At 44.5% G+C, this 21006-nt stretch carries 14 protein-coding genes, 2 tRNA genes, 2 rRNA genes and 1 pseudogene (1 of these 19 running past the window's edge); 13 read left to right on the top strand and 6 right to left on the bottom strand.

Annotation, left to right across the window (positions count from 1 at the left end; translation table 11 throughout):
- The 4 genes from HGO23_RS18380 to HGO23_RS18365 form a co-directional block, all read left to right on the top strand.
- Nucleotides 1-1021: ribosomal RNA gene (locus HGO23_RS18380) — 23S ribosomal RNA — on the top strand; it begins 1888 nt to the left of the window's first position.
- Between the two features lie 132 nt (nucleotides 1022-1153).
- Nucleotides 1154-1269 (top strand): 5S ribosomal RNA (rrf, locus tag HGO23_RS18375).
- Nucleotides 1270-1324: 55 nt separating this feature from the next.
- A tRNA-Asp gene (locus HGO23_RS18370) sits at nucleotides 1325-1401 on the top strand.
- Between the two features lie 8 nt (nucleotides 1402-1409).
- Nucleotides 1410-1485, top strand: a tRNA-Trp gene (locus HGO23_RS18365).
- Between the two features lie 156 nt (nucleotides 1486-1641).
- Here the strand turns inward: HGO23_RS18365 and hdfR are convergent.
- Nucleotides 1642-2477, bottom strand: a pseudogene (gene hdfR / locus HGO23_RS18360) (HTH-type transcriptional regulator HdfR).
- A gap of 116 nt (nucleotides 2478-2593) precedes the next feature.
- Between hdfR and HGO23_RS18355 the strand changes: the two are divergent.
- Nucleotides 2594-2932 carry a MaoP family protein gene (locus HGO23_RS18355; RefSeq protein ID WP_099134188.1) on the top strand — a complete coding sequence of 113 codons (339 nt, stop codon included), beginning with the start codon at nucleotides 2594-2596 and terminating at the stop codon, nucleotides 2930-2932.
- 56 nt (nucleotides 2933-2988) lie between these two features.
- Here HGO23_RS18355 and HGO23_RS18350 read toward each other — a convergent pair whose 3' ends face one another.
- On the bottom strand, nucleotides 2989-4515 hold the full coding sequence (locus HGO23_RS18350) for a YifB family Mg chelatase-like AAA ATPase (RefSeq protein ID WP_099134189.1): 1527 nt from the start codon (nucleotides 4513-4515) through the stop codon (nucleotides 2989-2991).
- 525 nt (nucleotides 4516-5040) lie between these two features.
- On the opposite strand from HGO23_RS18350, the gene HGO23_RS20110 reads away from it, so the two are divergent.
- From HGO23_RS20110 to ilvA, 6 genes are all read left to right on the top strand, one after another.
- Nucleotides 5041-5151 (top strand): IlvGEDA operon leader peptide, encoded by a 111-nt coding sequence (locus HGO23_RS20110; protein WP_115825337.1) that lies wholly within the window; start codon nucleotides 5041-5043, stop codon nucleotides 5149-5151.
- Between the two features lie 135 nt (nucleotides 5152-5286).
- Nucleotides 5287-6933 (top strand): acetolactate synthase 2 catalytic subunit, encoded by a 1647-nt coding sequence (gene ilvG / locus HGO23_RS18340; RefSeq protein WP_099134190.1) that lies wholly within the window; start codon nucleotides 5287-5289, stop codon nucleotides 6931-6933.
- Complete coding sequence (gene ilvM, locus HGO23_RS18335) at nucleotides 6930-7187, top strand: acetolactate synthase 2 small subunit (RefSeq protein ID WP_099134191.1); 258 nt, start codon at nucleotides 6930-6932, stop codon at nucleotides 7185-7187. The genes ilvG and ilvM overlap by 4 nt, the downstream gene beginning before the upstream one ends.
- Nucleotides 7188-7211: 24 nt before the next feature.
- Nucleotides 7212-8138 carry a branched-chain amino acid transaminase gene (locus tag HGO23_RS18330; RefSeq protein ID WP_099134192.1) on the top strand — a complete coding sequence of 309 codons (927 nt, stop codon included), beginning with the start codon at nucleotides 7212-7214 and terminating at the stop codon, nucleotides 8136-8138.
- Nucleotides 8139-8235: 97 nt separating this feature from the next.
- A complete protein-coding gene (gene ilvD, locus HGO23_RS18325) occupies nucleotides 8236-10086 on the top strand; it encodes a dihydroxy-acid dehydratase (RefSeq protein WP_099134193.1) in 1851 nt (616 codons plus the stop codon).
- Between the two features lie 2 nt (nucleotides 10087-10088).
- The gene (ilvA, locus tag HGO23_RS18320) at nucleotides 10089-11636 is read left to right on the top strand and encodes a threonine ammonia-lyase, biosynthetic (protein ID WP_425330502.1); all 1548 of its coding nucleotides are present in this window, start codon (nucleotides 10089-10091) and stop codon (nucleotides 11634-11636) included.
- 55 nt (nucleotides 11637-11691) lie between these two features.
- On the opposite strand, the gene ilvY is transcribed toward ilvA, so the two are convergent.
- Nucleotides 11692-12588, bottom strand: a complete 897-nt coding sequence (gene ilvY / locus HGO23_RS18315) for an HTH-type transcriptional activator IlvY (protein WP_099134195.1) — start codon at nucleotides 12586-12588, stop codon at nucleotides 11692-11694.
- Between the two features lie 186 nt (nucleotides 12589-12774).
- Between ilvY and ilvC the strand changes: the two genes are divergently transcribed.
- Nucleotides 12775-14253 (top strand): ketol-acid reductoisomerase, encoded by a 1479-nt coding sequence (gene ilvC / locus HGO23_RS18310; RefSeq protein ID WP_209027454.1) that lies wholly within the window; start codon nucleotides 12775-12777, stop codon nucleotides 14251-14253.
- Between the two features lie 66 nt (nucleotides 14254-14319).
- Here ilvC and HGO23_RS18305 read toward each other — a convergent pair whose 3' ends face one another.
- Complete coding sequence (locus tag HGO23_RS18305) at nucleotides 14320-15435, bottom strand: class II histone deacetylase (protein ID WP_209027453.1); 1116 nt, start codon at nucleotides 15433-15435, stop codon at nucleotides 14320-14322.
- 506 nt (nucleotides 15436-15941) lie between these two features.
- On the opposite strand from HGO23_RS18305, the gene rep reads away from it, so the two are divergent.
- Complete coding sequence (rep, locus tag HGO23_RS18300) at nucleotides 15942-17972, top strand: DNA helicase Rep (protein ID WP_209027452.1); 2031 nt, start codon at nucleotides 15942-15944, stop codon at nucleotides 17970-17972.
- 98 nt (nucleotides 17973-18070) lie between these two features.
- On the opposite strand, the gene gppA is transcribed toward rep, so the two are convergent.
- Both gppA and rhlB read right to left on the bottom strand, forming a co-directional pair.
- The gene (gene gppA / locus HGO23_RS18295) at nucleotides 18071-19579 is read right to left on the bottom strand and encodes a guanosine-5'-triphosphate,3'-diphosphate diphosphatase (protein ID WP_209027451.1); all 1509 of its coding nucleotides are present in this window, start codon (nucleotides 19577-19579) and stop codon (nucleotides 18071-18073) included.
- Between the two features lie 42 nt (nucleotides 19580-19621).
- Nucleotides 19622-20905, bottom strand: a complete 1284-nt coding sequence (gene rhlB, locus HGO23_RS18290; protein ID WP_209027450.1) for an ATP-dependent RNA helicase RhlB — start codon at nucleotides 20903-20905, stop codon at nucleotides 19622-19624.
- Nucleotides 20906-21006 lie beyond the last annotated feature (101 nt).

Here is a 21006-nt window from a genome sequence, read left to right as displayed (position 1 = left end):
GATCGAAGCCCCAGTAAACGGCGGCCGTAACTATAACGGTCCTAAGGTAGCGAAATTCCTTGTCGGGTAAGTTCCGACCTGCACGAATGGCGTAATGATGGCCAGGCTGTCTCCACCCGAGACTCAGTGAAATTGAACTCGCTGTGAAGATGCAGTGTACCCGCGGCAAGACGGAAAGACCCCGTGAACCTTTACTATAGCTTGACACTGAACCTTGAGCCTTGATGTGTAGGATAGGTGGGAGGCTGTGAAGTGCGGACGCCAGTCTGCACGGAGCCATCCTTGAAATACCACCCTTGAATGTTTGATGTTCTAACGTAGGCCCGTTATCCGGGTTGCGGACAGTGTCTGGCGGGTAGTTTGACTGGGGCGGTCTCCTCCCAAAGCGTAACGGAGGAGCACGAAGGTCAGCTAATCACGGTCGGACATCGTGAGGTTAGTGCAAAGGCATAAGCTGGCTTGACTGCGAGCGTGACGGCGCGAGCAGGTACGAAAGTAGGTCTTAGTGATCCGGTGGTTCTGCATGGAAGGGCCATCGCTCAACGGATAAAAGGTACTCCGGGGATAACAGGCTGATACCGCCCAAGAGTTCATATCGACGGCGGTGTTTGGCACCTCGATGTCGGCTCATCACATCCTGGGGCTGAAGTAGGTCCCAAGGGTATGGCTGTTCGCCATTTAAAGTGGTACGCGAGCTGGGTTTAGAACGTCGTGAGACAGTTCGGTCCCTATCTGCCGTGGGCGCTGGAAGATTGAAAGGGGCTGCTCCTAGTACGAGAGGACCGGAGTGGACGCACCACTGGTGTACGGGTTGTCATGCCAATGGCACTGCCCGGTAGCTAAGTGCGGCAGAGATAACCGCTGAAAGCATCTAAGCGGGAAACTTGCCTTGAGATGAGTCTTCCCTGACTCCTGGAGAGTCCTGAAGGGCCGTCCGAGACGAGGACGTGGATAGGCTGGGTGTGTAAGCGTTGCGAGACGTTGAGCTGACCAGTACTAATGCCCCGTGCGGCTTAACCTGACAACACCGAAGGGGTTTTGTGGGTTTGAGAGACGAGAGAAAGACAGGGTTTCAGGTATATTTTCGATAGGCGCGGAAGCGGTGACGGACGAAAATAACAAGCAGCTTGTTCGGGATTGAATACAGGATTTGTCTGGCGGCAACAGCGCGGTGGTCCCACCTGACCCCATGCCGAACTCAGCAGTGAAACGCCGTAGCGCCGATGGTAGTGTGGGGTCTCCCCATGTGAGAGTAGGGCACTGCCAGACATTCATTTATAAATGTTGCTGGTACAGCAAAAGCAGCATAAGAAAGAAATTCGGTGGTGCGGTAGTTCAGTTGGTTAGAATACCGGCCTGTCACGCCGGGGGTCGCGGGTTCGAGTCCCGTCCGCACCGCCACCGTATTTAGGGGCGTAGTTCAATTGGTAGAGCACCGGTCTCCAAAACCGGGTGTTGGGAGTTCGAGCCTCTCCGCCCCTGCCAGTTAATAACTAAGTAATAATTGAATAGTTTTTAGATTAATAGCCCAGCTAATTTTAGCTGGGTTTTTCTTTTTTATTCGTGGCATTATCAAATCGCTATACTCTTCCACTTAGATCTCCAGTGTGCATCCCCTTTAAGACTCTTTATAGAGCGCTATCAGCTTGTTGCAGGTGCTTTTTCAACAGGTATTTTTAACAACTGTTGGATGAATGTATGCTGATCACTATTTTGTAGCCAGACGGCATATAGAGGCCGTTTGATTGGCTCATGATTGGGTGCAGTGACGAGGTTAGGATAATCATCAAGCCAGTGCTTAGGCAGGAATGTCGCAGCATTTACGCTATCTAATAATTCTCTGGCGATATGGGCTGAAGTGGTTGTAATGATCGGTGGGTGATCATTTTTCAAAATCTGTTGTTTTTGGTGGTGAAAATCAGCTCCCCACTCGAGTTTGATGTAATTTTCTATACCTTGTTCGAGATTATGTTGGGTTGTTAATAAAACAAGTTGGATACTACCGATCACTTGACTTTGGAATTCATCCATTTTTGGGGCTCTGTTGTGATTAAAAGATCTAATTCACGCGAGTGCAGTTGTTTGACCAGAGACTGACGTGTAGAGACTCTTGATTCGATTCTCATCCCTTGATTATCCCGATAAAACATATTTAACCAAGGAGTCAGGTAGGCTTCCCATAGGGATGCTGTAGCACCGATAGAGAGTTCTGTATGTTGTGAGACGTAGTTGATCTCTTTCTTCGCTAACTGCCAAGTATTCATTAACGATTCTGCATAAGGGACAAGACGCTCACCAGCCGCAGTTAAGCGAATATTATTGCGATGTCGTGTGAATAAATTAGCACCTAACTGATTTTCTAGTTGCCGGATCCGGAAGCTAACTGCGGATTGTGTTAGATAGAGTGATTCAGCTGCCCGACCAAAGTGACGAGTCTTACTGACTTCCAAAAAGGTTTTCAGTAATTCGGTGTCCACATGCATCTCCAATAGTTTTTGTCGTTAAGATTTAAATATTTTGTTTTACAGAATGTCAAGCCTCCCTAATACTCCGCGCCATAATTAGTATGACTGTAGAGTTAGGAGTGTGTCAGATGGCTGAAAGCTTCATCACGACTAATCGTTTTTTTGATAATAAAAATTATCCACGAGGGTTTTCTCGTCACGGGGATTTCACCATCAAAGAGGCCCAATTGTTAGAACGTCATGGTTATGCGTTCAATGAATTGGATCTTGGCAAACGTGAACCACAAACAGACGAAGAAAAATTGTTTGTCTCTGTTTGCCGTGGTGAGCGTGCCCCTGTAACGACAGAGGAAAAAGTATGGGCTAAGTATTTGGCGAAAATTAGCCGTCCAAAACGTTTCCATACTCTTTCCGGCGGAAAACCACAGTTAGATCCTGCTGAGGACTATACTGATTCTGATGATTAATATCATCATTGGGATGACGGATCCATCAAGAGGGGCAAATTAGCCCCTTTTCTACGTCATCCAACCTGTTTTTGTAGCTGAATAAGCAACCTATCCATGCTCCGGTAACTGAGAGCTTCCATAATATCCGGCTTTTCTATTCTCTTTTGCTCTTTCAAATCTGCAATCGTACGTGAAACCTTTAATATCCGGTGCCAGGCACGTACAGACAGCCCTAATTTTAGTAAAGTGTTTTCCAGAAAAACGGCATCTTCCATTTTTAGTTTACAAACACATTCAGTTTGTTGACGATTAAGATGTGCATTTACATGCCCATACCGCTCTATTTGTATGTTTCTGGCATTTTGTACTCTCTTTTTGACTTCATGGCTACTTTCACCATGTTTTGTTGATGATTGACTCAAGATACCCGGAGGGAGTAGAGGAACTTCAATGGAGAGGTCAAAACGATCTAAAAAAGGACCTGAAAGTTTGGAAAGATAGCGCAATATTTGTTGCGGACTACTGCGATTGTGTAACCCCTGATGATATCCTGTCGGGCTTGGATTCATGGCTGCAATCAATTGGACTTGAGCAGGAAAACAAACTTTTGCCCTTGCACGAGATATGATAATTTCGCCGGATTCTAGTGGCTCACGTAATGCATCAAGGACACTTCGGTTAAACTCGGGCAATTCATCCAAGAATAAAATGCCATTGTGTGCAAGTGAAATTTCCCCAGGTTTAGGGATTGAACCTCCACCAACGAGAGCTGCCATTGATGAACTGTGATGAGGCGCTCTAAACGGTCGTATATGCCATTTTTTGGGATTAATTGACTGACCAGCCAAGCTATTGATTGCAGCGACATCTAGTGCTTCCTGATGCGTTAGAGGCGGTAATAGATCGCATAACCGACTGGCTAGCATTGTTTTACCTGTACCGGGGGGCCCAAGTAGCAGAAGATTGTGACCACCTGCGGCAGTGATCTCCAGAGCGCGCTTGGCTTGCTCTTGTCCAATAATGTCTCGTAGATCTAACAGTGGTGGTTCATTTTGTGGGGTAATGGGGGAAGGAGAAGATAATATTGCTTTTTCGCCATGCAAAAAATGGCAAACTTGTAGTAAATGATTGGCTAATAACGTTTCACTTTGGGATAAGATAGCTAATTCCGTTTGATTTTCTGTGGATAAAATCAATTGCCTTCCTGCATTTTTGGCGCTGAGTGCTGCGGGAATGGCTCCCATGACTTTTCGTATCTCACCTGAAAGCGCTAACTCTCCCAAAAACTCATAATTATGCAATTCATTTGGTGGAATTTGCTCTGAAGCGGCCAAAATTGCAATAGCGATAGGTAAATCATATCTTCCTCCTTCTTTGGGAAGATCAGCCGGAGCCAGGTTGACTGTGATTCTTTTTGGTGGATAGGTAAAACCGCTATTGATCAAAGCACTTCTGACACGATCTCTGGCTTCTTTAACTGTCGTTTCCGGCAAACCAACTAGTGTTAAACCAGGTAAACCATTACTGATGTGTGCTTCTATTGTGACGATAGGGGAATCAATACCTATTGTTGCCCGTGTATAGATGATAGCGAGTGTCATGTGCTCTCCTTAGCAAGAAAGCATTATCATGAATTGATAAAAAATAATAAAAAGTCTCCTTTTGTTATTTTGCGAAGACACTCGAAAATATATTGATTTTTTATTGGGGCCTAAAACCCGTTTATTTTTAATAAATTGTTATTTAATGTTTTTTTGGAGTACATGAGATAAATTCATAATGTATTACCACTGAGTTAATTATTTTATTATTTAGATGAATTAATTAGCTGTTTTTATTTTTTGTTTATAATGATACTGCGCATAAAAATGTCTCTTTTAACATTTATGTCTTGTTATTAGGCAATTAAATTATATTTATATAACTTATGTTATTAATTATTTTATAAAACATATAGATAGTTATTTTTTATCCTCATTTAAGGAATGAATACTGCTAACTTTGCTGGTTTTTGATTTATCTAACTGAAAAATATAAATAAAATTATTTTTCAAATAAAAATTTAAAATAATCGTTGTCAACAATTATAGAAAGTGATACTTGTAAAATATACGTCGAACATATGAATGAGAACGAAAAGAATTATGAGTAAATTTGTTCTAGTGATTAGCCTAATTATTAGCGTGGTGGTGATTATTCTACCGTGCGGGGCTGCACTTGAACGAAGGAAGGCGTAGACAAACAGATAGCCGGATTTCACAAAGCCCCCGCACCGAAAAGGAGCGGGGGCTTTTTTTTACACATGCCAAAAAACGAACATAAAACAACATCACAACAGGCCACTGACAGAGTAAACGCAATAGGAGGATGGTATGAATGGGGCTCAATGGGTTGTACAAGCATTACGAAAGCAGGGCGTTGAAAAAGTTTTCGGTTATCCAGGCGGAGCTATCATGCCTGTGTATGATGCTTTGTATGATGGCGGTATTGAACATTTGTTGTGCCGTCATGAACAAGGAGCGGTTATGGCTGCCATTGGCTATGCGAGGGCAAGTGGTAAGCCCGGAGTTTGTATCGCGACATCAGGGCCTGGAGCAACAAATTTGATTACCGGGTTGGCTGATGCTTTGTTGGATTCTGTTCCCGTCGTTGCTATTACTGGTCAAGTAAGTTCTGAAGTTATCGGTACAGATGCTTTTCAAGAAATCGATATGTTGGGACTTTCTCTTGCCTGTACCAAACACAGTTTTCTGGTGGAATCGCTGGAAAAATTGCCTCAAGTTATGGCTGAGGCTTTTGCCATTGCCATGGAAGGCCGCCCTGGCCCCGTTCTGGTGGATTTACCGAAAGATATTCAGTTAAAACAAGGTGATTTCGCACCTTACTTAATGCCTGTCGTTGCCTCATCTTCTCTGCCTGAGCGTGAACTGGAACAAGCCCGTCATATGATGGCTTGTTCTAAAAAACCTATTTTGTATATCGGGGGAGGCGTTGGAATGTCAGATGCGGTGCCTGAATTACGCCGTTTAGTGGCAGAGACGGGGCTACCTGTTGTCTCTACACTCAAAGGATTGGGAGCTGCGGATGCTGAGCATGAATATTATTTGGGGATGCTGGGAATGCATGGCACAAAAGCTGCCAATTTCGCGGTTCAATCTTGTGATTTGCTTATTGCTGCCGGAGCTCGCTTTGATGATCGGGTAACCGGGAAACTGAATACCTTTGCTCCGCACGCCAAAGTCATCCATTTAGATATCGACCCTGTTGAATTAAATAAGTTACGTCAGGCACATATTTCATTATTGGGGAATTTAAAAACGTTGTTGCCTCATTTACAGCAGCCTTTGTCAATCAAGGCATGGCAACAAGAAGTTAAACAGTTAAAAAACGAACATGCATGGTGCTATAACCATCAGGGGGACAGTATTTATGCTCCCGCATTGTTAAAACAGATATCTGAGCGCAAGACATCAAATACTGTTGTTACCACTGATGTGGGACAGCATCAGATGTGGACTGCCCAACATATGACATTTGATGGGCCTGAGAATTTCATTACTTCCAGTGGGTTGGGCACGATGGGATTTGGCATCCCGGCGGCGATTGGTGCACAGATGGTTCGCCCGGAGGATATGGTCATTTGTATATCCGGTGATGGCTCTTTCATGATGAATGTTCAGGAATTAGGCACTATCAGACGCAAAAAATTACCTATCAAGATGGTTTTGCTGGATAACCAGCGTCTGGGGATGGTTAAGCAATGGCAGGAATTATTTTTTGATAAACGCTATAGCGAAACGATCCTAACCGATAACCCTGATTTTATTACCTTAGCAAAATCCTTTGATATTCCAGGCCAACACATCACAGACAAGTCGCAAATCAATACAGCGTTAGATGCCCTTTTCAACAGTGAAGGTCCTTATTTGCTACATGTATCCATTAATGAATTAGAAAATGTTTGGCCATTGGTTCCGCCTGGTGCCAGTAACGCAAATATGTTGGAGAGATCATTATGATGCAGCATCAACTGGCTATTCAGGCACGATTTTGTCCTGAAATTCTTGAAAGAATTCTGAGAGTTACCCGCCATCGTGGTTTTCAGATATGCGCATTGAATATGGATCATACAATAGATAGTGATAGTGTAAGTATTGAACTCACTGTCGCCAGTCAGCGTCCTGTGAATTTGCTTTTTTCCCAGTTGATGAAGCTGGTTGATGTTGCTGATGTTGAGATACAACACAAAAAATCACAATTGATAAGCGCATAGTGCGCATTTGAAGGAAACAGAAGAATGACAAAGCAAGCTGATTATATTTGGTTCAATGGGGGAATGGTTCCCTGGGCTGATGCAAAAATACATGTTATGTCCCACGCCCTGCATTACGGAACCTCAGTATTTGAAGGTGTCCGTTGTTACAACTCGCACAAAGGAGCAGTTGTTTTTCGTCATCATGAACACATGCAGCGTTTACATGATTCAGCCAAGATTTACCGTATGCCCGTGAGCCAGAGTGTTGATGAACTGATGGAAGCATGTCGTGAAACACTTCGCAAAAACAAATTAGTCAGCGCTTACATTCGTCCACTGGTTTTTATTGGTGATGTGGGTATGGGGGTGAATCCTCCCGCGGGTTATAAAACCGATGTCATTATTGCGGCTTTTCCGTGGGGAGCGTATCTCGGAGAGGAAGCACTGGAACAAGGCATTGATGCGATGGTTTCTTCATGGAACCGTGCTGCGGCAAACACAATTCCAACAGCGGCAAAAGCGGGTGGTAATTACTTATCTTCTTTGCTGGTGGGTAGTGAAGCTCGGCGCCATGGTTATCAGGAAGGGATCGCGTTGGATGTTCATGGCTATATTTCAGAAGGTGCGGGTGAAAACCTATTTGAAGTCAAAAATGGTGTTTTGTTTACCCCGCCATTCACTTCCGCTGCGTTACCGGGGATCACACGAGATGCCATCATCAAACTGGCACAGGATCTCGGTCTGGAAGTTCGTGAGCAGACCCTTTCCCGCGAATCACTCTATCTGGCTGATGAAGTCTTTATGACAGGAACAGCAGCAGAAATTACTCCAGTCCGTAGTGTAGATGGTATTCAGGTTGGAATTGGTAAATGTGGGCCTATCACCAAAAAAATTCAGAGTGCATTCTTCGGCCTATTTGATGGTTCGACAGAAGATAAATGGGGCTGGTTAGATCCAGTGAATCCTTAATAACCTGATTCCTTTATAACTAAGATAAAATTTAACAGGCGGTTCGTTCCCCGCCCGTTTTCTGATGCTGATTAGATAGACATGGGAGTGAAAAATAATGCCTAAATACCGTTCTGCTACGACAACTCATGGCCGCAATATGGCAGGGGCACGTGCTTTATGGCGTGCCACGGGGATGACTGATGCGGATTTTGGTAAGCCCATCATCGCCGTTGTGAACTCATTTACTCAATTCGTGCCCGGGCATGTTCATTTGCGAGATTTGGGCAAGCTGGTGGCAGAACAGATTGAGGCGTCCGGGGGAGTCGCAAAAGAATTTAACACCATCGCAGTTGATGATGGTATCGCAATGGGGCATGGAGGAATGCTTTACTCTCTGCCTTCCCGTGAACTGATTGCCGATTCGGTCGAATATATGGTGAATGCACACTGTGCGGATGCAATGGTATGTATTTCCAACTGTGACAAGATCACACCGGGCATGTTGATGGCATCACTGCGTTTAAATATTCCAGTTATTTTTGTCTCCGGAGGCCCGATGGAAGCGGGTAAAACGCGTTTATCCGATCAGCTCATCAAGTTAGATCTGGTTGATGCGATGATCCAGGGAGCGAATCCGCATGTCAGTGATGAACAGAGTGAGCAAATCGAACGTTCTGCTTGCCCGACTTGTGGTTCTTGTTCCGGCATGTTTACTGCAAATTCAATGAATTGTTTGACAGAAGCACTGGGGCTTTCGCAACCGGGTAATGGATCGCTCCTTGCTACACATGCAGATCGTAAGACCCTATTTATCAACGCGGGTAAGCGCATTGTTGAATTAACCAAACGTTACTATGAACAAAATGATGGCAGCGCTTTGCCACGTAATATTGCGACCAAAGCTGCGTTTGAGAATGCCATGACACTGGATATTGCGATGGGCGGTTCGACAAACACTGTTCTGCACTTATTGGCAGCAGCGCAGGAAGGTGAAGTTGATTTCACTATGGCAGATATTGATCGTTTGTCTCGTCAAGTGCCCCATTTATGTAAAGTTGCTCCAAGTACCCAGAAATACCATATGGAAGATGTACATCGTGCTGGTGGAGTGATTGGTATTCTTGGTGAGCTGGATCGTGCTGGATTGTTGCATCGAAATGTGAAAAACATCCTGGGCTTGGACTTGCCACAAACGTTGGCTCAGTACGACATTATGCTGACAGGGGATGACGATGTTAAGAGCATGTATACTGCGGGACCAGCAGGAATTCGTACTACCCAAGCTTTTTCGCAGGATTGTCGTTGGCCGTCTTTGGACACAGACCGGAAAGAAGGGTGTATTCGTGAACGTACTCATGCTTACAGCCAAGATGGGGGACTGGCTGTTCTGTATGGTAACGTTGCCGCGGATGGTTGTATCGTGAAAACCGCAGGAGTGGATGAAAGTATTCTCACTTTCCGTGGCACTGCCAAAGTTTATGAAAGTCAGGAAGATGCAGTAGACGCGATTCTGGGCGGAAAAGTTGTTGCGGGGGATGTTGTGGTTATTCGTTATGAAGGCCCGAAAGGCGGCCCTGGTATGCAGGAAATGCTCTATCCAACTACTTACCTAAAATCAATGGGGTTGGGAAAAAGCTGTGCTTTGATCACTGATGGGCGTTTTTCAGGAGGTACATCTGGGTTGTCGATTGGCCATGTTTCTCCTGAAGCAGCTAATGGTGGCTTGATTGGATTGGTTCATGACGGCGATATCATCAATATTGATATTCCAAACCGTAAAATCCAGTTGAATGTCAGCGAAAAAGATCTGACTGAACGGAAACAGGCTGAATTATCTCGTGGCGATAATATGTGGACACCTAAATCCCGAAAGCGTCAGGTTTCTTTTGCATTGCGGGCTTATGCTTCATTAGCGACCAGCGCCGACAAAGGTGCTGTACGTGATAAGACTAAGCTGGGGAGTTGATTGTGGCGGTTTATCCTCTTAATACTGAACCCAAGGGAGCGGAATATCTCAAAGCCGCACTAAGTGCACCAGTTTATGATGTTGCACAGGTCACTCCATTACAGGAAATGAAAAAAATCTCTGCTCGTTTAGATAACACTATCTTGGTTAAACGAGAAGATCGTCAGTTGGTACACAGCTTCAAATTGCGTGGTGCTTACGCGATGATCGCCAGCTTAACGGAAGAGCAAAGAGCTAAAGGTGTGATCACCGCGTCTGCGGGCAATCATGCACAAGGTGTCGCATTATCGGCCAGTAAGGTTGGTGTTAAAGCCACTATAGTGATGCCGATAGCTACAACAGATATTAAAGTTGATGCAGTACGCAGTTTTGGTGGTGAAGTATTGTTACATGGCGCAAATTTTGATGAAGCGAAAGCAAAAGCGATTGAAATGTCAAAAGAACATAGTTACACCTTCGTACCACCATTTGATCACCCTGCTGTGATTGCCGGTCAGGCAACTTTGGCGATGGAGCTTTTACAGCAAGATGTTCATCTTGATCGCATTTTTGTTCCTGTTGGTGGTGGTGGATTGATTGCTGGTATTGCAGTGCTCATCAAACAACTCGTACCAGAAATGAAAATCATTGGTGTGGAGGCTGAGGATTCTGCCTGTTTGAAAGCCGCGTTGGAAGCCGGGCATCCCGTTGATTTACCCAGAGTCGGATTATTTGCGGAAGGTGTTGCTGTTAAACGTATTGGTAATGAAACATTCCGTTTATGTCAGCAATATGTTGATGATGTGATTACGGTAGATAGCGATGCTATTTGTGCAGCCATGAAAGATATTTTCGAAGATGTCAGAGCGATCGCGGAACCTTCCGGAGCTTTGGCGCTGGCGGGGTTGAAGAAATATGTCCAGCAGCACCAGATTAAGGGGGAGAGACTAGCCCATATTCTTTCTGGCGCGAATGTGAATTTTCATGGTTTACGTTATGTCTCCGAACGTTGTGAGTTGGGGGAGCAACGTGAGGCTTTGTTGGCGGTAACTATTCCTGAACAAAAAGGCAGTTTCCTGAATTTCTGCCAGATACTGGGTGTCCGCTTTGTGACAGAATTCAGCTACCGTTATTCAGATGCTGCCGCTCCAGATAAAGCCTGTATTTTTGTCGGAATACGATTGGGGCGTGGAAATGCTGAACGCATTGAAATTATTGAAGAACTAAAATCTGCGGGATATCAGGTATCTGATTTTACTGATGATGAAATGGCGAAACTGCATGTTCGTTATATGATCGGTGGAAGACCACCCAGACTATTGCAGGAGCGGTTATTTAGCTTTGCTTTTCCCGAATCACCGGGAGCATTGCTGAAATTTTTGCAAACATTAGGAACATACTGGAATATCACACTGTTTCATTACCGTAGTCATGGCACAGATTATGGACGAGTACTGGCCGCTTTTGAATTGTCAGGGTCGGAAGTCTGTTTTGACCGCCATTTAGATGAGCTAGGTTACGAATACCATGATGAGACTGATAATCCCTCATTTAATTTGTTGTTGAAATAGAAACAGTTAATATTATGAGAAATAGCACCTTTTAGAGTGCTATTTTTTCATGGGATCACGTTATTTCATGGGGTAACAATCCCCAAAATGCCTTTATCAGTGGTTCATGCAGCCGCTTGCCAAGAGCACAAACCCCTAATTCGAATGGCTCAACCAACGAAATATTTTCCAACAGTAATATACGGTTGCGTACTGGTTCTGGGCTATTTTCGACGACAACCGCAGGGATTAACGCAATACCACAACCTAAAGCGACCATGGAAACAATCGCTTCATGACCAGAAACTGTAGCATAAATTTGTGGATGATTGATTTTGTGCCGACGAAACCAAAGTTCAATACGCTTACGGGAAGGGCCATGCTCAGGCAGGATAAAAGGAATGTTGTTCCAATTGGGGTGTTCCTGTGTCGATAGAGTTCTCACGGCACAAGGTAGGGAAGGCGCAATCAGTACCAACGGTATTTCACCTATTTTAGCAAAACTAACATTATCAGGTAGTTTTTCAGGCTTGCCTGCAATCCCCAAATCAGCAGCATCAAATTGGACTCTATCCACGGCATCAGCAGCATCCCCCGTTGTCAGTTTAATTTCCACCAAAGGATGTTCAGCTCGAAATTTATCCAGAACCTGCGGAAGATGGCTATAAGCGGCAGTGACCGAACAAAAAAGGCGTAATTCTCCCGTTAAAGATGGGCTTTGGTGATTCAGTGAATGGAGCAATTGCTGATATTGCAGCAGAGTTTGTTGGGCAAATTGCTTTAATTGCTCCCCTGCGAAGGTTAGTTTTACTGTCCGATTATCTCGCAGAAATAGTGAGTGCCCCAATTGTTCTTCAATACGTTGAATTTGGCGTGAAAGCGTGGATGGACTAACATGCATAGCTTTGGCTGTATGACCAAAATGACAACTTTCTGTAAGATGTAAAAACAGTTTTAGATCACGTAAGTCCATCGTTCTTATGCCTTTTACTAGGTTTTTTTGCTATATATCCGTCGTACGATGGGAGATTGTCACAAATAAAGATATGTTGCATAAATTGCAATATAGTCTTGTCAATATATCAATTTAAGCAATGGATTTCATGTCATATATTGGCTTTATGCAAACAACATCACACCTAATTATATCGGAGTCACCATGGCTAATTATTTTGATACATTGAACTTACGCCAGAAATTGGCGCAGTTAGGCAAATGTCGTTTTATGACGCGGGAAGAATTTGCTGACGAAGCAGGGTATTTAAAAGGCCAGAAAGTGGTGATTATCGGCTGTGGTGCGCAAGGATTGAATCAGGGGCTGAATATGCGTGATTCTGGCTTGGATATTGCCTATGCTCTGCGTAAAGAAGCCATTGCAGAGAAACGTGCATCATGGCGTAAGGCAACTGAAAATGGTTTCAACGTCGGCACATATGAGGAATTGATCCCACAAGCTGATTTAGTTATTAACCTGACACCGGACAAACAGCACTCTGCGGTTGTACAGGCTGTTCAGCCGTTAATGAAAGAAGGGGCGGCTTTAGGGTATTCCCACGGCTTTAATATTGTTGAAGTGGGTGAGCAGATCCGTAAAGACATCACGGTTGTGATGGTTGCTCCGAAGTGCCCGGGAACGGAAGTGCGTGAAGAATATAAGCGTGGATTTGGTGTTCCGACTTTGATTGCCGTCCATCCGGAAAACGATGCAAAAGGCGAGGGCATGGCAATTGCAAAAGCATGGGCAGCCGCAACCGGAGGTCATCGTGCAGGAGTTCTGGAGTCCTCTTTTGTGGCAGAAGTGAAATCTGACTTGATGGGTGAGCAAACGATTCTGTGTGGGATGTTACAGGCGGGGTCTCTGTTGTGTTATGACAAGCTGGTGGCTGATGGCTCAGAGCCGGGTTATGCGGGTAAATTGATCCAGTTTGGTTGGGAAACCATCACAGAAGCCCTGAAACAGGGTGGCATTACCTTGATGATGGACAGGCTTTCTAATCCAGCAAAACTACGTGCTTATGCCCTTTCTGAACAGTTGAAAACCATTTTAACTCCACTGTTCCAAAAACATATGGATGACATTATTTCTGGTAAATTCTCTTCCACTATGATGGCCGACTGGGCGAATGATGACAAAGATCTGCTGACCTGGCGTGCAGAAACAGGTCAAACGCCATTCGAAAACTACCCTGATTACAACGGTCATATCAGTGAGCAAGAATACTTTGATCATGGTGTACTGATGGTTGCTATGGTTAAAGCCGGAGTAGAGCTGGCATTTGATACAATGGTAGATTCAGGCATTATTGAAGAGTCCGCTTATTATGAATCACTACATGAACTGCCATTAATTGCGAATACCATTACTCGTAAGCGTCTTTATGAAATGAACGTGGTGATTTCTGATACGGCAGAATATGGTAACTACTTGTTCTCTTATGTTGCGGTGCCATTATTGCAAGAAAAATTCATGCCAACCCTACAGACTGGAGATTTAGGCAAGGTTGTTGTTGATAAAGGTATCGATAATGCTCAATTACGCGATGTTAATGACGCTATCCGTAACCATCCAATTGAGGTTGTAGGCCGGACTTTACGTGGTTATATGACAGATATGAAACGTATTGCTGTCGGCGGATAATACCTACTGATAATGTTACTCTATTGTATGCCCGATATTGTGTATCGGGCATAATTTTAATCTCAGTTACAGGTTAAATCTTTGCTTCAGCTCATCAATTTCCTGGCGCTGGAACGTATCAAAACGTTCTCTCGGTTGTTGGGCCTTAACCATGTTCAGTAAAGGGTCCTGAACTTTAGTGCGGACACCGCTCAACTCTTCCAGCACGGCTAAGCCACAGAACGGCACATAGAGTTCGGAATAACCACCTTCATGGACGACAACCAGTTTGCCATCGCATAATTCATCTGCTGCCTGCTGTATTTTACGCGTCATTTCCCGGAAACTCTCACTATGGAGCTGCATTCTGGCAAGTGGATCGACGGAGTTAGCATCATATCCACAGGCGACAATAATCAATTCGGGTTGATAACGCTGTAATGCGGGAAGAACGATTTGATCCATAGCATACATGTAACTATTGTGCCCGGCTCCTGCCATGAGTGGAATATTGATGTTAAAGCCTTCGCCTTTACCTGCACCGATATCATCTTCACCACTGTACCCTTCGGGGTAACAACCATCCTGATGCAATGACATCGTCAAAACATCATCGCGCTCCCAAAAGATATATTGTGTTCCGTTACCGTGGTGAACATCCCAGTCAACGACTGCGACCCGGCCAAGCCCAAACTGCCTTTTGGCCCGTTCAATGGCAAGGGAGATATTAGCAAGGAAACAAAATCCCATAGCTTTATTGGGTAGACAATGGTGTCCGGGAGGACGTGACAGGCTATAAGCGTTGTCCAGTTCGCCGTGCAGGACGGTTTCCACTGCTGCACAGACTAATCCGGCAGATAATTTGGCGATTTCATAACTGCCTGGTCCTACAGAGGCTTCAAAGCCAAGCATACCTGTGCCACCATCGCTCAGCGACTTAAAATTCTGTAAATACGCTTCTGGATGGATAAGCCTTAAGGTTGTTTCATCAATAGGATCAGCCCCTAACAGTTGTAATGAGCGGCTTAAACCAGAAACATCCATTAAATTTTTCATTCTTCGCTTAGTTTCTGGTGACTCGGCATGACCCGCTCCGGATGGCGGTTGTACCCATCCGCCAACTGGGAGCGTTACGACATGTTGTAATCCGGTAGTGTGCCAGAAACAGCTTTCATCAAAGAAAAAACCTGTTTTGCGTAACATATTGTATCCTCTTTGGCTGACTAATATGAAAATAAAAAATTTATTATTGCTATACCAATCAAACAGATGAAAATGATGTTATTTTTACAATGCATTGATAGCTACTATTACATATAGAAAAGTAATAAATCTATGGTAGAACAGTGAATTTGATAGTTACTAAAATAATTATTTTTGATTGATGAATGTCATGATTAATGAGCAATTGAGAAATGCTAGGATAATTAATTGGATAGGGTTTATTATTAATTCATTTTAAAATAAGACTATTTGTTATTTTTTTAGAAATTTTCTATTAAAAATGGGTTATTGCTATATTTTTATTTCTGTTATTTTAAATATATCTTTTATGCGTATTTCCATCTTGATTGAAAATAACTAACTGAAGCAGATTGATTATCTTATTTAGTAATAACACCTACGGTAAAGAAAATCTCCTTCCTGTGCTGCTTTCTGCTACAATTTCATCCCTCGATCTTTCATCCTGACATAACCTTCAAAACAGTATGCGATTAAACCCTAACCAACAACAAGCGGTTGAGTTTGTAACAGGGCCTTGTTTGGTTCTGGCCGGTGCAGGCTCCGGTAAGACCAGAGTTATCACCAATAAAATAGCCCACCTGATCCGCACTTGTGGTTATCAAGGCCGTCATATTGCGGCTGTGACTTTCACCAATAAAGCGGCACGCGAAATGAAAGAGCGTGTGGCCCAAACATTGGGTCGTAAGGAAACTAAGGGATTAATGATCTCAACATTCCATACGTTGGGGTTGGAGATCGTCAAGCGTGAGTACAAGGCACTTGGAATGAAGAGTAACTTCTCTCTGTTTGACGATCAGGATCAAATGGCATTGTTGAAAGATCTGACAGCGGATTTATTGGAAGAAGATAAAGATCTGCTACAAAAGCTAATCTCAAATATCTCCAATTGGAAGAATGACCTGATGCCACCGGAACAGGTGATGAGACAAGCTCGTTCAGCACAGGAACATCAGTTTGCGGAGTGCTATCGTCGCTACGATTTACATCTGAACAGTTGTAATGTTTTTGATTTTGATGATTTGATTACCAAACCAACCTTGTTGTTAATACGGGACGAAGAGGTCAGGGAGCGTTGGCAAAACAGAATTCGTTATTTGCTGGTGGATGAATATCAGGATACTAATACCAGTCAGTATCAACTGGTGAAGTTACTGGTAGGCAGCCGGGCGCGTTTTACTGTTGTCGGTGATGATGACCAGTCAATTTATTCATGGCGTGGTGCTCGCCCGCAAAACCTGAGCCTGTTAAAGGAAGATTTTCCACAGCTCAATGTGATCAAGCTGGAGCAGAATTACCGCTCATCAGGGAGAATACTGAAATCGGCAAATATCCTGATTGCGAATAATCCCCATGTATTTGAGAAGAAACTTTTTTCTGAATTGGGTTATGGCGATCCTCTACGTGTGATCGAAGCAAATAATGAAGATCATGAAGCTGAGCGTGTCGTAGGGGAATTGATTGCCCATCACTTTATCAATAAAACCGAGTATAAAGATTACGCTATTTTATACCGTGGTAATCATCAATCCCGTATCTTTGAAAAGATGTTGATACAAAACCGGATTCCTTACCGCATTTCTGGCGGAACGTCGTTTTTTTCCCGGCCGGAAATTAAGGACTTGCTTTCTTATTTGCGAGTACTGACTAATCCTGATGATGACGGCGCATTTTTGCGGATTGTCAATACACCACGCCGGGAAATAGGGGCCGTAACGATTCAGAAATTGGGAGAGTGGGCGAAGCAGCGTAACAAAAGCCTGTATCATGCCAGCTTCGACCTTGGTCTGGAACAGAATTTGTCTGGTCGCGGGTTGGCTGCTCTACAGCGTTTTACCCACTGGATGGATGAAATTTCCCGTCGGGCAGGACGTGAGCCATTGCTGGGCGTAAGGGATTTACTGCACGGTATGGATTATGAAAGTTGGCTGTATGAAACCTCACCCAGCCCTAAAGCTGCTGAAATGAGGATGAAAAATGTCAATCAGCTTTTCACCTGGATGAGTGAAATGCTTGAAGGCGATGATCTGAATGAACCTATGACGCTTTCTCAGGTTGTGGCTCGCTTTACTTTACGGGATATGCTGGAGCGAGGTGAAGAAGATGGGGAATTGGATCAGGTTCAGCTCATGACGTTGCATGCTTCCAAGGGACTGGAGTTCCCTTATGTTTTTCTGGTGGGAATGGAAGAAGGGTTATTACCACATCAAAGCAGTATTGATGAGGATAATATCGAAGAAGAACGGCGTTTGGCTTATGTCGGTATTACCCGTGCACAACGGGAACTCTTTTTTACCCTTAGTAAAGAGCGTCGTCAGTATGGAGAATTGATTCGCCCTGAACCGAGCCGATTTTTGTTAGAGTTGCCACAAGATGATCTGGATTGGCCGCAAGGTAGGAAGGTAGTCAGTGCAGAAGAACGTATGGAACGGGGGCAATCACGTCTTGCCGATATCAAATCCCGCTTTGGCCTTGGGCAGAAAAGTAGTGGTAACTAAGCGGGTTAATGTCCTTACCCCAGTTTCATCACCAGTGATGCTGCTGGGGAACTTTCCTTCGTTTTTTCTTGTAAGTTAAGAGTTATTAGAATGCACAATTATCCCAAACTGGAATTATTCTGCTCTTCAATAATTAGCGGCCATTGAATGTAACTTTGCCACTTGATTTCTTGATGTAATGTTTCAGCACTGAGTGGGTGTCGTGTTTGCCATTGATGAGGGAGAGTAATGGTAAGTACGTCATTTTCTGCCCGCAAATGCAGAGTTACTAAAGAATCATTCCGCCGATGGCTGGCAAAGATAATGGCAAGGCGCAGTAAACGGCATAACCGCAGCGCCAGTAATGCTGGTAACGCATTTTGCTGACTTAATGATGTCAGATTGATTGATCCACTTTGATTTTTCAACAATGTTGCCAGTAAGCGTTTTTGAGCAGGAGTATAGCCGGGTAGATCTAAGTGGCTGATCAAATAAGCAGAATGGGTTGGCCCTTGGCGAAAATCGACACATAAGCCGATTTCATGGAGCAAACAAGCGCTGACCAACAGTTCCCGACATCGCTCATCCAATTCCCACGTTTTAGCGACTTGTTGAAAAAAATGCTCTGCCAGCTGTCTGACTCTTTGTGCTTGTTCAGCATCAACCTGAAAGCGTTGTTGAATATCTTGCAAGGTTCTGGCACGGATGTCCCGTTCGACAGATAGCTCCAGCATGCCATAAACCAGCCCCTCACGCAGCGCCCCTCCTGCCAGAGTCATACTTTCGATACTCAATGCCTGAAAGATAGCAATCAGGATTGCCAAACCGCTTGGAAAAACCAATGCCCGCTCTAGTGTCAGGCCATCTATCTCCAGCTCTTCCAGTTTTCTGCATTCAATCGCCTTAGATTTAAGCTGTTGCAATTTGGACAGGGTGATAAGCTCATCCATACCCTGGGCAATCATGATCTCCTGAAGAGCCTGCACTGTACCCGATGCTCCGACACAAATCTGCCAACCTTGTTCCAGAAGTGCTGTGGTAACCGGAGCAAGAATATGGTGAGCAGCCGTTTCCGCTTTAGCAAAGTTTTCTTCCGTCAGACTACGATCATTAAAATAGCGTTCGAGCCAGGTAACACAGCCCATTTCAAGGCTGAATAACTGTGTAGCTTTTGCACCAGTACCTGTAACAAGTTCTGTACTGCCACCACCAATATCCACCACCAGACGTTTTTCCGGCCCGCCTGTAGTGTGGGCAACGCCTTGATAAATCAGCCGAGCTTCTTCTTCACCTTTGATGACTTTGGTCGGAGTGCCTAATATTTCAGAGGCTTTGCCAACAAATTCATCGGAATTTTCGGCAAGTCGCAATGTTGCTGTAGCAACAACGCGGATCTGTGGAGCAGGGATATCCTGCAAATATTCTGCAAAAAGGCGAAGGCATTGCCATCCCCGCTCCATTGCCTGTTGTGATAAATGGTGATTTTTATCCAACCCAGCGGCCAGCCTGACTTTACGCTTGATGCGGGCGACCACTTGAATACTATCGGACACTCTGCGGACAACCAGCATATGAAAACTGTTTGAGCCTAAATCGATAGCGGCATAGAGCGAAGAAGAACTCAGCATTTTGTTATTCCAGAATTATGTTAATCAGCCTGAACATTACGGTTACGAATTGCGTTTACGATTATGAACAGTATTACCACGGCGCGTCATATTGGTACGGCGCGGATGTCCTCCTGAACGTGCGCGGTTGCGGCGTTTAGGCACTGGTAAATCTTTCAGTAATGTATCGCTGTTATATTTGCTCACAGGGATCTGATGCCGGATATATTCTTCAATGGCTGGCAGATTCAGCGCATATTCTTCACAGGCCAGACTGATTGAATGGCCGCTTTCGCCGGCACGGCCCGTTCGGCCGATACGATGAACGTAATCTTCACAATCATCCGGCAAATCATAGTTAAACACGTGTGTTACGGAAGGGATATGCAGCCCACGTGCAGCAACATCGGTGGCGACCAAAATATCCAGATTGCCCAGACTGAATTCTTCCAATATGCGCAGGCGTTTTTTCTGTGCTACATCACCGGTCAGCAGACCGACACGATGTCCATCGGCAGCCAGATGAGCCCAGATATCTTCGCAGCGGTGTTTGGTATTCGCGAAAATAATGCAGCGGTCGGGCCACTCTTCTTCCAATAAGGTCTGTAGCAGACGCATTTTTTCTTCATTGGAAGGATAAAAAAGTTCTTCCCGGATGCGGTGTCCCGTTTTTTGTAATGGTTCCACTTCCACATATTTAGGATTGTTCATCTGTTCAAAGGCCAGTTCACGCACCCGATAAGACAAGGTGGCGGAAAACAGCAGATTCATGCGTTCAGTTGCAGCAGGCATCCGACGGAATAACCAACGGATATCCTTGATAAAACCGAGATCGTACATGCGGTCGGCTTCATCCAGTACGATAACCTGAATGGCGTTGAAATTGATATACCCCTGCTTGGCGTAATCAATAAGACGACCCGTTGTGCCAATGATGATATCAACGCCAGATTCCAGCACCTTTAGCTGTTTATCATAGCCATCTCCACCATAGGCCAGACCCATTTTTAACCCTGTGACTTCAGCTAGCTCTTCTGCGTCAGAGTAGATCTGGACGGCCAGCTCACGGGTCGGAGCCATAATCAACGCTCTTGGTTGATTGGTTTTATGCTCCGCCTTGGCGGGATGAGTCAGTAAATAATGAAAAGTAGACGCCAGAAATGCGAGCGTCTTGCCCGTTCCGGTTTGTGCTTGCCCCGCAACATCTTGGCCTTCGACAGTAAAAGGCAATGTTAGCGCCTGTATCGGTGTACAGTTGGAAAAACCCTTTTTATTAAGGGCTTCAATGACCTTGGGGTGCAATGCGAAGTCGGAAAACTTCTTTTCTGTCAAATGTGTTTTGCTCATAGTGTGGTAGAATATCAGCTAACTATTGCTTTAAGAAAGTGTGTCCGCTGAAATAAAGACACCTTATATTGGTTAATGTACACTGATAACGTAAAAGATTT

This window comes from Xenorhabdus budapestensis, from assembly GCF_017743015.1.
In the GTDB taxonomy this organism is placed as follows: domain Bacteria; phylum Pseudomonadota; class Gammaproteobacteria; order Enterobacterales; family Enterobacteriaceae; genus Xenorhabdus; species Xenorhabdus budapestensis.
This window is presented reverse-complemented; position numbering and strand designations above follow the sequence as displayed.